At 68.1% G+C, this 12,440-nt stretch carries 13 protein-coding genes; 10 read left to right on the top strand and 3 right to left on the bottom strand.

Annotated features, from left to right (window positions below):
- The first annotated feature begins 65 nt into the window (after positions 1-65).
- The 9 genes from hemL to EV652_RS15690 all read left to right on the top strand — a co-directional run bounded on the left by hemL (position 66) and on the right by EV652_RS15690 (position 8,740).
- Positions 66-1,388, top strand: coding sequence for a glutamate-1-semialdehyde 2,1-aminomutase (gene hemL, locus EV652_RS15730; protein WP_132209875.1), 1,323 nt, complete (start codon positions 66-68; stop codon positions 1,386-1,388).
- A gap of 17 nt (positions 1,389-1,405) precedes the next feature.
- On the top strand, positions 1,406-2,071 hold the full coding sequence (locus tag EV652_RS15725; RefSeq protein WP_199238208.1) for a histidine phosphatase family protein: 666 nt from the start codon (positions 1,406-1,408) through the stop codon (positions 2,069-2,071).
- Entirely contained in the window at positions 2,071-2,643 is a 573-nt protein-coding gene (locus EV652_RS15720; protein WP_132210224.1) for a TlpA family protein disulfide reductase, read from the top strand. Before EV652_RS15725 ends, EV652_RS15720 begins: the two co-directional genes overlap by 1 nt.
- Positions 2,644-2,649: 6 nt before the next feature.
- Positions 2,650-3,393, top strand: coding sequence for a cytochrome c biogenesis CcdA family protein (locus EV652_RS15715; protein ID WP_132209873.1), 744 nt, complete (start codon positions 2,650-2,652; stop codon positions 3,391-3,393).
- 1 nt (position 3,394) lies between these two features.
- Positions 3,395-4,972: a cytochrome c biogenesis protein ResB gene (gene resB / locus EV652_RS15710; RefSeq protein WP_132209872.1), complete on the top strand. Its 1,578-nt coding sequence runs from the start codon at positions 3,395-3,397 to the stop codon at positions 4,970-4,972.
- Positions 4,969-5,973, top strand: coding sequence for a c-type cytochrome biogenesis protein CcsB (ccsB, locus tag EV652_RS15705; protein WP_132209871.1), 1,005 nt, complete (start codon positions 4,969-4,971; stop codon positions 5,971-5,973). Before resB ends, ccsB begins: the two co-directional genes overlap by 4 nt.
- Position 5,974: 1 nt before the next feature.
- The gene (locus EV652_RS15700) at positions 5,975-6,226 is read left to right on the top strand and encodes a DUF4229 domain-containing protein (protein ID WP_132209870.1); all 252 of its coding nucleotides are present in this window, start codon (positions 5,975-5,977) and stop codon (positions 6,224-6,226) included.
- Between the two features lie 275 nt (positions 6,227-6,501).
- On the top strand, positions 6,502-7,104 hold the full coding sequence (locus EV652_RS15695; protein WP_242001794.1) for a TetR-like C-terminal domain-containing protein: 603 nt from the start codon (positions 6,502-6,504) through the stop codon (positions 7,102-7,104).
- A 61-nt stretch (positions 7,105-7,165) separates the two neighbouring features.
- The gene (locus EV652_RS15690; protein WP_132209868.1) at positions 7,166-8,740 is read left to right on the top strand and encodes an MFS transporter; all 1,575 of its coding nucleotides are present in this window, start codon (positions 7,166-7,168) and stop codon (positions 8,738-8,740) included.
- Positions 8,741-8,811: 71 nt separating this feature from the next.
- On the opposite strand, the gene EV652_RS15685 is transcribed toward EV652_RS15690, so the two are convergent.
- Together EV652_RS15685 and EV652_RS15680 are read right to left on the bottom strand one after the other, a co-directional pair.
- Positions 8,812-9,828: a M48 family metallopeptidase gene (locus tag EV652_RS15685; RefSeq protein WP_132209867.1), complete on the bottom strand. Its 1,017-nt coding sequence runs from the start codon at positions 9,826-9,828 to the stop codon at positions 8,812-8,814.
- On the bottom strand, positions 9,825-10,181 hold the full coding sequence (locus EV652_RS15680; protein ID WP_132209866.1) for a hypothetical protein: 357 nt from the start codon (positions 10,179-10,181) through the stop codon (positions 9,825-9,827). The genes EV652_RS15685 and EV652_RS15680 overlap by 4 nt, the downstream gene beginning before the upstream one ends.
- Positions 10,182-10,263: 82 nt before the next feature.
- On the opposite strand from EV652_RS15680, the gene cds1 reads away from it, so the two are divergent.
- Positions 10,264-11,385, top strand: a complete 1,122-nt coding sequence (cds1, locus tag EV652_RS15675) for an L-cysteine desulfhydrase Cds1 (RefSeq protein WP_132209865.1) — start codon at positions 10,264-10,266, stop codon at positions 11,383-11,385.
- Positions 11,386-11,521: 136 nt separating this feature from the next.
- Here cds1 and EV652_RS15670 read toward each other — a convergent pair whose 3' ends face one another.
- A complete protein-coding gene (locus EV652_RS15670; RefSeq protein ID WP_132209864.1) occupies positions 11,522-12,394 on the bottom strand; it encodes a 1,4-dihydroxy-2-naphthoate polyprenyltransferase in 873 nt (290 codons plus the stop codon).
- Positions 12,395-12,440: the final 46 nt, after the last annotated feature.

The raw sequence follows: 12,440 nt of genomic DNA, 5'->3' as shown, positions 1-12,440 counted from the left end.
ATCGCAAGTCCGTCGGAGCCGGTTGGCCCTGCCCGCCGGTCCGACCGGCTGGCCGGTCGGGGAGAATGGCGGCCGTGCCCGACCACACAGAACAGTCCGCCGCGCTCTTCGACAGGGCCTCCGCAGTCACCCCGGGCGGGGTCAACTCTCCCGTGCGTGCGTTCCGCGCCGTCGGCGGCGTGCCGCGTTTCATGGCATCGGGTGACCGATGTCACATCACCGACGTCGATGGCAATCGCTATCTCGACCTGGTCTGCTCCTGGGGGCCGATGCTGCTCGGCCACGCCCATCCGGAGGTGACCGCCGCCGTCCAGGCCGCGGTCTCCCGCGGTACGTCGTACGGGACTCCGACCGAGACCGAGGTACTGCTCGGTGAGGAGATCGTCGACCGGACACCGGTGGACAAGGTCCGGCTGGTGTCGTCCGGGACCGAGGCGACCATGTCCGCGCTCCGGCTGGCCCGCGGATTCACCGGTCGCGCCAAGATCATCAAGTTCGCCGGCTGCTACCACGGCCACGTGGACGCACTGCTGGCCCAGGCCGGTTCCGGCGTCATCACCCTCGGCATTCCTGGTACGCCGGGCGTCACCGAGGCCACCACGGCCGACACGATCGTGCTGCCGTACAACGACCAGCCCGCCGTCACCGCCGCCTTCGCCGAGTACGGCGACCAGATCGCGGCCGTGATCACCGAGGCGTCGCCGGGCAACATGGGCGTCGTACCGCCGCGGGACAACTTCAACGCCTTCCTGGCCAAGGTGTGTAAGGACAACGGTGCGCTGTTCATCAGCGACGAGGTCATGACCGGCTTCCGGATCACCCGCTCCGGCTGGTACGGCGTGGACGGCGTACAGCCGGATCTGATGACGTTCGGCAAGGTGATGGGCGGTGGTTTCCCGGCGGCTGCGTTCGGCGGGCGGGCCGACGTGATGGCTCACCTGGCACCGGAGGGCTCCGTCTACCAGGCGGGCACGCTGTCCGGGAACCCGGTCGCCACCGCGGCCGGTCTGACCACGTTGCGGCTGGCAACCGACGAGGTCTACGCCAGGCTCGACGAGACCTCGGCGACCATCCAGCGGTTGGTCGCCACCGCGCTGGACAAGGAAGGTGTGCCGCACGTCATCCAGGCGGCCGGGAACCTCTTCAGCGTCTTCTTCGTGGAGTCCTCGGAGGGACCTGCCGAGATCCGGGACTTCGCCGGTGCGAATGCCCAGGTGCTGCCCCGGTTCGCGGCGTTCTTCCATGCCATGCTGGACGCCGGCGTCTACCTGCCGCCAAGTGCGTTCGAGGCCTGGTTCGTCAGTAGCGCCATCGACGACGACGCGCTGGCCGAGCTCGAGTCCGCCCTGGCTCCGGCCGCCCGCGCGGCAGCCGCAGTACAGAACTGAACGACTGTATCGAACTGATGGAAAGGGCAGCGGTGACCGAAACGACGGTCGTGCACCTGATGCGTCACGGCGAGGTGCACAACCCGACCGGGGTGCTCTACGGCCGGATCCCCGACTTCCACCTGTCCGAGCTCGGCCGCACCATGGCGGAACGAGTGGCCGAGCACGTGAAGGGCCGCGACATCGTCCACCTGGTCAGCTCGCCGCTGGAGCGGGCCCAGGAGACGATGGAACCGATCGCCAAGGTGTTCGGGCTGACCCCGGATATCGACGAGCGGGTGATCGAGGCGGCGAACCTGTTCGAGGGCAAGAAGTTCGGCGTCGGCGACGGCGCGCTGAGGAATCCGAGCGCCTGGTGGTTGCTGCGCAACCCGATCAAGCCGTCCTGGGGTGAGCCGTACCAGCAGCTCGTCCGCCGGATGCGGGACGCGATCGAGACCGCCCGGCAGAAGGCGGCCGGGCACGAGGCACTGATCGTGTCGCACCAGCTACCGATCTGGATCGTCCGGTCCGCGATCGAGGGCCGCCGGCTCCCGCACGACCCGCGCAAGCGGCAGTGCAGTCTGGCCAGCCTGACCTCGTTCACCTTCCACGGCGAGTCGATCGTCTCGGTCGGGTACGCCGAGCCGGCCAAGGACCTGTTGCCGGTCAAGAACACGAAGAAGTTCGTCGGCGGCGCGTGATGTCCTTCCGTCGTACGACGTTCGCCGTCGCCGCACTGTTGCTGGCGGCGACGGCCTGCAGCTCGGGCCAGCAGGCGTCGGAGAGCCGGCAGGGGCAGACCGGCTTCGTCAGCGGCAACGGCCGGGTGGCGTCGTTCCCACCGGGTGAGCGCACGGCGGCGCCCGACTTCGGCGGTACGACACTGGACGGCAAGCCGTGGAAGCTGGCCGACGCGGCCGGCAAGGTCGTCGTACTGAACGTGTGGGGATCGTGGTGCGGGCCGTGCCGGGAGGAGGCGCCCGCGTTCGGCGAGGCGGCCACCGAGCTCGGCTCGTCGGTGCAGTTCATCGGGCTGAACACCCGCGACCTGGACACGGCGGCGCCGAAGAGGTTCGTCGAGGTGTTCAAGATCCCGTACCCGAGCGTCTACGACCCGCAGGGCAAGCTGCTGCTGAAGTTCCGCGGTCAGAAGATCTCGGCCAGTTCGATCCCGTCCACGCTGGTGATCGACAAGGACGGCAAGGTCGCGTCCCGGGTCCTCGGGCCCGTGACCAAGCAGACGCTGCTCGGAATGGTGAAGGACGCGGGCTGATAGCCGATGGGTGAGTGGTTCGCGGAGTCGATGACGGGCTCGATGCTGGTGGCACTGCCGATCGCGGTGCTGGCCGGTGCGATCTCGTTCTTCTCGCCGTGCGTCGTACCACTGCTGCCTGGCTATCTGTCCTACGTCACCGGGCTGTCCGCGGCCGAGCTCGGGTCGGAACGGCGTGGGCGGATGCTGGCCGGGACCGCGTTGTTCGTCGCCGGGTTCTCGGCCGTGTTCATCCTCACCGGCGTCGTCTTCGGGGCCGCCGGTGATGCGCTGCTCGAGCACCAGACTGTGATCACCCGGGTGCTCGGTGCGGCGACCGTCGTACTGGGTCTGGTGTTCCTCGGCGGGTTCGGGTTCCTGCAGAAGGATCTGCGGGTGCACCGGGTGCCGGCCGTCGGGATCGCGGCGGCGCCGTTGCTCGGCGTACTGTTCGGGTTCGGCTGGACGCCGTGTATCGGGCCGACGCTCGGGACAGTGATGACCCTGGCCGCGACCGAGGGCAGCACCGGGCGGGGTGCGACGCTGGCCTTGGTGTTCAGCCTCGGGCTGGGTATTCCGTTCATCATCGCGGCGCTGGCGTTCCGGCGGATGCTGGGCGCGGTGGCGTGGGTCCGGGCCCACCAGTTGCTGGTGATCCGGATCGGCGGCGTACTGATGATCGCGGTGGGACTGCTGCTGCTGACGGGAGTGTGGGATTCGATGACCGCCGACCTCAGGCAGTGGGTCAGCAACTTCGGGTCGGCGGTGTGAGATGACCGAGGTCAAGGATCGCGCCGCCGCGCCGCCGGAGCCGCCCAACGAGCCGCCGGCGCTGGGCCTGGTCGGGTGGCTGCGCTGGACCTGGCGTCAGTTGACGTCGATGAAGACGGCCCTGGTGCTGCTCCTTCTGCTGGCGTTGGGCGCCGTCCCGGGATCGCTCATCCCGCAGACCGCGATCGACCCGATCAAGGTGGCGGACTACCTCGAGGCGCACAAGACACTCGGGCCGATCTACGACAAGCTCGGGCTGTTCGACGTCTACAAGTCGGCCTGGTTCTCGGCCATCTACCTGCTGCTGTTCATCTCCCTGATCGGGTGTGTGGTGCCCCGGCTCGGCGTGTACCTGAAGGCCGTCCGGGCCCGGCCGCCGAAGCCGCCGCGCAACCTGAACCGGCTGCCCGGCTACCAGAGCTTCACCGTCGACGAGTCCGGCGACATGCTCGAGCGCGCCACCCGCGAGCTTCGCAAGCGCCGCTTCCGGGTCGAGGCGTACGACGGTGCGATCGGAGCGGAGCGCGGTTACCTGCGTGAGGCCGGCAACCTGCTCTTCCACTTCTCCCTGATCCTGGCGCTGATCGGCGTCGCCTGGGGTTCGCTGTTCGGCTACCGCGGCACCGTACTGGTTGTCGTGGGCAACGGTTTCTCCAACTCGCTGGCGCAGTACGACGACTTCGTGCCGGGCCGGGTGTTCAGTGAGGACAACCTGCCGCCGTTCTCGCTGACGGTGAAGGACTTCCAGGTGAAGTTCCAGGAGGACGGCCCGCAACGCGGCGCGGCCCGCGAGTTCAACGCGCAGCTGACCTACCAGGAGTCGCCGGACGCGCCGGAGGAGTCGTACGACCTGAGGGTGAACCACCCACTCAAGCTGGACGGAAGCAGCGTCTACCTGCTCGGCCACGGCTACGCGCCGAAGGTGACGGTGCGGGACGGGGACGGGAAGATCGCGTTCTCCGGTCCGGCCCCGTTCCTGCCGCAGGACGGCAACTTCTCGTCGTTCGGTGTGATCAAGGCACCGGACGCCCGGCCGGCCCAGCTCGGCTTCGAAGGGTTCTTCCTGCCGACCGCGGTGATCGACCAGCGTGGTCCGGTCTCGGTGTTCCCGGACGACCTGAACCCCGAGCTGGTGATGACGGCGTACTACGGCCGGCCGCAGCCGGAGACCGGGAAGCCGGAGTCGGTGTACCAACTGGACAAGTCGAAGCTGACCCAGTTCGAGAAGGACGGCGACAAGCTGCGGTTCCAGATGGCGCCGGGGCAGACCACCACGTTGCCGGACAAGATGGGCTCGATCACCTTCGACGGGTACAGCCGCTGGGTGAAGCTGCAGGTCAGCCACACCCCGGGCACGGACCTCGCCCTGGCCGGCATTCTGCTCGCGATCCTCGGGCTGATGGGATCACTGTTCGTGCATCCCCGCCGTACCTGGGTGCGCGTCCGGACCGAGGACGGGCGTACCGTGGTCGAGGTCGCGGGCCTGGACCGCGGACCCGAGCGTGGCCTCGGCGACGAACTCCAGGCCATCACCGACAGCCTGAGACCAGTTCCATCGAGTAAGCAGGAGCAGCCATGAGCCCGGAGACCTTCGCGCAAGTCTCCAACCTGTTGGTCCCGACTGCCACTGTCATCTACGCACTGGCGATGGTGTCGCACGCGCTCGAATGGGCCGTGGGCCGGACTGTGTCGACCAAGGCCGCCACTGCTTCAGTCGAGGAGAAGGTCGAGGTGCTGGTCGCGGCCGAGGGCTCCGAGCAGGTCTCGAGTGGGTCTGCCGACAGCGTCGCTGACGATGGTGGCGAGAGCCGGACGGAGCGGATGGAGGCGGCCAGCCGCATCGGGCTGCTGCTGACCTGGCTGGCGTTCGTGCTGCACCTGGGCGGGGTGGTCACTCGTGGTCTCGCGGCCGATCGGGTGCCGTGGGGCAACATGTACGAGTTCTCGATCACGGCGTCGCTCGCGGTCGCCGCGGTCTACCTGCTCTTCGTGCACCGCTACCGCCTGCAGTGGCTGGGTCTCGGCGTCACGCTGGTGGTGGCCGCAGTACTGGGTCTCGCGACTCTCGCGCTCTACACCCCGGCCGGGCCGCTCGTGCCGGCACTGCACTCGTACTGGCTTGTCATCCACGTGTCTGCGGCCGCGATCTCCGGTGGTGCGTTCACGGTTGGTGGACTGGTGTCGGTGCTCTATCTGATCAAGGCTCGGGCCGAGCGGCGGGTGCTGGCCGGTGGGACCATGTCCGCCTCGCTGCGGCGGCTGCCGAGTGCCGAGGCGATGGACGGTACGGCGTACAAGGTGCTGGCGTTCGCCTTCCCACTCTGGACGTTCGGCGTCCTGGTGGCCGGGCCGATCTGGGCCGAGTACGCCTGGGGCCGTTACTGGGGCTGGGACCCGAAGGAAGTCTGGTCGCTGGTCACCTGGGTGGTGTACGCCGCCTACCTGCACGCGCGGGCGACGGCGGGCTGGCGTGGTCGCCGGGCCGCGACGATCGCGATCGTCGGCTGGTTCGTCTTCATCTTCAATTTCGTCGGAGTGAACCTGTTGGTCTCCGGTCTGCACTCCTACGCTGGGGTGTGAGATGAAGGAGTTCGCGATCTACACCGGCCTGCGGGCGGCCCTGTTCGCCGCCTGCTTCGCCGTGCTGTGGTTCGCCCTGAACAACTGGCTGACCGCCTTCCCGTTGTTGCTGCTGGCCCTGATCGTCTCCTCCATCCTGTCGATCTTCGTCCTCCGCGCCGCCCGCGACCGCCTGGCCGGCAAGATCGAGCAGCGCGCGGAGAAGATGTCCCGGCGCATCGAGCAGGCCCGCAGCGCCGAAGACGACGACTGACGCGCGGCAGTCCGCCGACGGGTAGCCGTCGAGGGCTGGAACACCTCCTGGTGGGCTCGGACAGGCAATAACCCGTCCAGGCCCACCAGTTCATGTTCACGGTCCCGTCTGGTGGCGGCGTACCAGTCGTCGACTGGTACGGAGAGTGACCTACGCCACTCGAAGAATCCTGCCAAAATCCTTTGTGCATGCCTTCACATGAGTCGTAGAGTGATCGATGAAACGAAACCGTTTCGTTCTATCGGTGACAACATGTTTACGCAGGGTGATGAGTGGTGGAGTCAGCAAGCGTTCGGCATCGACCTCGGGTCGAGGGTGGTCGCGAGGAGGAGATCCTCGACGCGACCGTGGCTGTGGTGGCCGAGTTGGGGTACGACCGGCTGACCATGGACGCGGTGGCGACGGCTGCCAAGGCCAGCAAGGCGACGCTGTACCGGCGCTGGACCACCAAGGCCGACCTGGTCGTCGACGCGATCAGCCGGGCCAAGGGTTGCCCGGTGCCGGAGGACGTCGACACCGGCAGCCTGCGCGGTGACCTGATCTCGATGTCGTGCGGCGACGGCGGCTTCACCGCCGAGATGCCGATGTCGGTGATCGCCGGCCTGGTCACCGCGTTGCACCGGGATCCGGAGCTGCAGACGGCGTTCCAGGAGCGCTTCCTGGCGCCCCGGCTGGACCTGACCAGGAAGGTCTACCAGCGCGCCGTCGCCCGCGGCGAGATCGCGCCGGACGTCGATGTGGAGCTGCTGTCGGTGACGTTGCCGGCGGTCATCGTGCACCACGCGTACATCCTCGGCGTCCCGGCCACCGACGACCTGGTCCTCCGAGTTATCGACAACGTGATTCTGCCTGCGGCGCGGGGGTCGCAGGCGAGCTGACCGCTGTGAGGGGTCGGTCGGCTCGTAACCAAACGCAGTTACGCCCAAGAGGGGAATATTCATGTCCGAAGACGTCGTCAAGGCCGATCCGCCGGAGCACCGGCCGGTCGACTCGGTGGCCGCTGCATCCGATGCAGGGGCCGGTCACGGCCACCGCAATCTCGGCATCGCGCTCGCGCTGATCAGCATGGCGCAGCTGATGGTGGTGCTGGACGGCACCATCGTCAACATCGCGTTGCCGCACATCCAGACCGATCTCGGCTTCAGCAACGCCACGCTGCCGTGGGTGGTCAACGCCTACGCGCTGGCCTTCGGCGGTCTGCTGCTGCTAGGCGGCCGGATCGGGGACATCCTCGGCCGCCGCAAGGTGTTCGTGTTCGGTGTCGTGCTGTTCGGTGTGGCCTCGTTCATCGGCGGTATCGCCCAGAGCGAGGGCGTGCTGCTGGCCAGCCGGATCCTGCAGGGTGTCGCGGCTGCGGCGGCCTCGCCGAACGCACTCGCGCTGATCACCACCACCTTCCCGGCCGGCAAGGAACGCAACCGCGCCATGGGCGTGTACGCCGCGATGTCCGGCGCCGGTGCGGCTGTCGGCCTGATCCTCGGCGGTGCGCTGACCGAGGCGGACTGGCGCTGGACCTTCTTCATCAACACGCCGATCGGCCTGCTGGTGGCGGTGCTCGCGTTCCGCTTCCTGGGTGAGTCGGAGCGCCAGACCGGCAAGTTCGACCTGCCGGGTGCGATCACCGGAACGTTGGGTCTGACCTCGCTGGTCTACGGCCTGACCCACGCGGCCACCGACGGCTGGAGCGACCCGCTTACTCTGCTGTTCATCCTCGGCGGCCTGGGCCTGCTGGCGGTCTTCCTGGGCATCGAGGCCCGGTCGCGGCACGCGCTGATGCCGTTCCGGATCCTCGCGAACCGGACCCGCGGAGTCAGCTTCTTCGTGATGCTGGTCGTCGGTGCGGCGATGTTCTCGATGTTCTACTTCCTCGGCATCTTCGTGCAGAACATCATGGGTTACAGCGCGCTGAAGACCGGCTTCGCGTTCCTGCCGTTCAGTGTCGGCATCGTGGCCGCGGCGCAGGTCGCCTCGTCGCTGGTGGCGAAGATGGACCCCCGCTGGATCTCCGGTGCCGGTGGCGTGCTGGTGGCCGGTGGCATGTTCGGATTCAGCCGGCTCGCGGTGGACTCGTCGTACCTGACCCACCTGCTACCGTTCATCCTGCTGCTGTCGTTCGGGATGGGCCTGATCTTCGTGCCGCTCACGCTGACCGCGGTCAGCGGGGTCGCGAACGAGGATTCCGGAGTTGGATCAGCGGTGCTGAACACGGTCCAGCAGATCGGTGGTGCGGTCGGCCTGGCACTGCTGGGCACGATCTCCACCAGCGCGATCAAGGACAAGTTCACCGAGCTGGCCCCGGGCCTGCAGAAGGCGGCCGAGTCCGGTTCGTCGCCGGAGCAGCTGAAGCAGCTGGAGGGTCAGTTCACCGCGGTGGCCACCACGCACGGGTTCACCCGCGCGTTCCTCTGGTCCACGTTCCTGATGCTGGGCGCGGCGGTCGTCACCATCGTCGGCCTGTCCATCAAGCACAAGGACCTTGCCTCCGACGGCAAGGCCCCGGTGCACATGGGCTGACCACAAACTCGAAGGGCCCGCTTCCCGGGAGGGGGGAAGCGGGCCCTTCGTTTGTCTGTGTGTGCGTCGGATCAGCGCGGGGGGAACCTGGACGAGACCCAGTCGCGGACGCCGCCGAGGCCGTCGCCCATGTCGCGGATGAGCTTGGCGAGTGGGTCCTGGGAGCGGGCGAAGGCGTCGGAGTAGGACTTGGCCGCGTTCTTCGCCTCCTGCGACATCGAGGCGTTGGCGTCGTCCTCCCGCTTCGGGTAGGTGCCGGAGACGATCTGCATGTACTCGCCGTCGTCCACCCAGCGCCGCAGCTCGTGCGCCCGGATGACGGCCAGCGGGTGCGACTGCGCCTCGAGCAGCAGCAGCTTCAGCACGCTGTCCCGCAGGTCGCCGGCGCTCTCGTACTCCGTGCCCTGCGCCAGGAACGCGGTGGTGTCGAGCTCACCGAGCTGACCACCGCTGGCCAGCTTCATCTGGACCCGCAGCGCGACCGCCGGGTCCTGGACGGCCAGCAGCCCGGCCCGGTCGCCGGAGAGCTCGGCCTTGCGGGACCACTCGTGCAGGGCGGCAATGATCGCGCGGATGCCGAGGGCACCCATCGGCAGCCAGTTCACCGCGCCGGTCAGCCGCATCAGCCAGAACAGCAGGGACTGGTAGAGCGCGTGGCCGCTCTGCGCGTGGCCGAGCTCGTGACCGAGGATGAACCGGAGCTCCTCCTCGTCCAGGCCCTTCAGCAGGGCGCTGTTGACGACGATGAAGGGCTTGTCCATGCCGATGGTGACGGCGTTCCAGATCGGGCTGTTGGTGACGTACAGCTCGGGCAGTTGGCGTACGTCGAGCGTCGTACCGGCCTCGGTGTAGAGGCGGTGCATGGTGGGGAACTGCCGCTCGTCGACCCGGATCGCGGAGCCGAGGAACTGCAGCCGGAAGGCCCGCTCGTTGATCATCCCGGACAGCTTCCGCAGGACGTAGTCGAAGCCCTTCAGCTGCCGCAGCGCGACCAGTGCGCCGCGGTCCGCCGGGTGCTCCCACGCCCGCGAACTGATATCCGTCAACGTGGCCCGGTGCCGCGTCGGCCGCTCTTCGTGCTCGCTCATCGCTCCCCCTGCTGCCCAGACGTCATGTCACTCCAACCTAGCTCGCCGCCGGGTCGCGGATGCCGGGGTTTGAGCAGCCAGGCGATCAGCAGGGTGGGCAGCCAGCTGAGGGGTACGACGGCCCAGCCGAGGCCGGTCTGAATGAGAGCGCCCATGAGCACCACGGTGAGTACCGTGCCGCACAGCCAATACCAGAGCGCGTTCCAGCCGGGGTTCTGCACTCCGCGGCGGTGGCCGACGAGGGCCAGCGGGATCGTGGCGGGCAGGGCGGAGCAGACGCCGACCAGAGCCAGGACGGTGAGGATCATCGCTACTTCGGCGGGTGAGAACTCGATCGGACCCATGGGAACCATGGATCTCATCGTTCCGGCCCGGCGTCCGCTGACCGAGCGTAGGAATACTCAAATCGGGTGCCTACCATCTAGCCTGGCCCGCATGAGTGAGGTTGACGCGGTGTGTCGTGAGGTTGATCGGCGCGACGACAAGGCGCGGGCCTGGGTCTCCGAGGCGATCCGGATCGTGGACGCCGACGCGAACCGGAGCGCGGACACCCACCTGCACGTGTTCCCGATGCCCGAACTCACCGGGGTCGACCTGTACCTGAAGGACGAGTCCGTGCACCCGACCGGCTCGCTCAAGCACCGGCTGGCCCGGTCGCTGTTCCTCTACGCGCTGTGCAACGGCTGGATCCGCGAGGGCACCACCGTGATCGAGGCGTCCAGCGGCTCGACCGCGGTCAGCGAGGCGTACTTCGCCCGCCTGCTCGGCCTGCCGTTCATCGCGGTGATGCCGCGCTCGACCAGCCCGGAGAAGGTCGAGCTGATCGAGTTCTACGGCGGCCGCTGCCATTTCGTCGAGCGGTCCGGTCAGATCTACGGCGAGGCCAAGCGGCTGGCCGAGGAGACCGGCGGCCACTACATGGACCAGTTCACGTACGCCGAACGGGCCACCGACTGGCGTGGTAACAACAACATCGCCGAGTCGATCTTCGGCCAACTGAAGCTCGAGCAGCACCCGATCCCGACCTGGGTCGTGGTCGGCGCCGGCACCGGCGGCACGTCGGCGACCATCGGCCGCTACGTCCGCTACCAGCGCTTCGACACCTCGGTCGCGGTGGTCGACCCGGAGAACTCGGCGTTCTTCCCCGCGTTCGAGGCCGGTGACGACGACTTCTCCACCGGCCGCCCGTCCCGGATCGAGGGAATCGGCCGGCCGCGGGTGGAGCCGTCGTTCGTCCTCGGCGTGGTCGACCGGATGATCGCCGTACCGGACGCCGCCTCGATCGCGGCGATGCGGTTCTGCTCCCGAGTCACCGGTCGCCTGGTCGGCGGCTCCACGGGTACGAACCTGTGGGGCTCCCTGCGGTTGGCCGAGGAGATGCGTCGTACGGGCGTCCGCGGCAGCATCGTCACCCTGCTGTGCGACAGTGGCGAGCGCTACGGCAACACCTACTACGACGACGCCTGGCTCCGCACCAATGGCATCGACATCGCCCCATACCTGGCTACCCTCGAAACCTTCGCCACCACTGGCCGCTGGCGCGAGCCGAACACTTAATCCCCAGCGTGCTACCCAACATGGCGGGCGGATGCCCGATCGCCTGTGTGATGAGCTGACGACGCGCGGGACGGAGCGCAAGCCGCGGGCGATAAGCCCGCAAACACGGGCGACAGGCCCGCGCCGCGGGGTAGAACTAGCCGCCGATCGCCAGGCCCACAGCCAGGCCGATGGCGTAGGTGAGTTCGGTTAGGCCGGTGCCCTTGAGGACGGGGATTAGGGCTGGGCCTACTGCGTCGCTGACGACCACTTTGACTGCCTTGGCGGCCAGGGGGAGGGCGATGAGGGCCAGTAGGGTCCATGGGGTTGCGAGGGCCGAGATGATGGCGAGGATGAAGGCTAGGGCGATCAGGGCGGCGTACAGCTGGCGAGACCGGGCAGCGCCCAGTACGACGGCCAGGGTGCGCTTGCCGGTGACGGTGTCGGTGGGGATGTCGCGCAGGTTGTTGGCCACCAGTAGCGCGCAGGCGATCGAGCCGATGGCTACAGCGCCGGCAACAGCCGTCCAGCTGAGCGTTTCGGCCTGCACGTAGGTAGTGCCCAGTACGGCGACCAGCCCGAAGAAGAGGAAGACGCTGACCTCGCCGAGCGCCCTGTACCCGTACGGCTTCTTGCCGCCGGTGTAGAACCACGCACCGACCAGTGAGGCCGCTCCCGCGATCAGCAGCCACCAGTTGGACGTCGCACACAGGATGATCCCGAGTACGGCGCCCACACCGAAGCAGGTGAAGGCTGCGGTCTTCACCTGTCCCGGAGTGGCGACCTTGGAGCCGACCAGACGCAGTGGACCGACCCGGTTCTCGTCCGTACCGCGGATGCCGTCGCTGTAGTCGTTGGCGTAGTTGACCCCGATCTGCAGGGCCAGGGCGACACCGAGGGCAAGCAGCGCCTTCCACCAGACGAAGCCGTCCAGGTAGGCGGCTGCACCGGTTCCGACGAGGACTGGAGCGATCGCGGCGGGCAGCGTGCGTGGGCGTGCGCCTTCGATCCACTGGGCAGGGGTGGCCATGACTATCGATTGTGTCAGCCGCGGGTCGGACCGCCGCGGCCGGGCC

Source organism: Kribbella steppae (assembly GCF_004342025.1).
Lineage (GTDB): Bacteria > Actinomycetota > Actinomycetes > Propionibacteriales > Kribbellaceae > Kribbella > Kribbella steppae.
The sequence above is the reverse complement of the archived record's forward strand: the minus strand, read 5'-3'. Positions and strand labels throughout refer to the sequence as shown.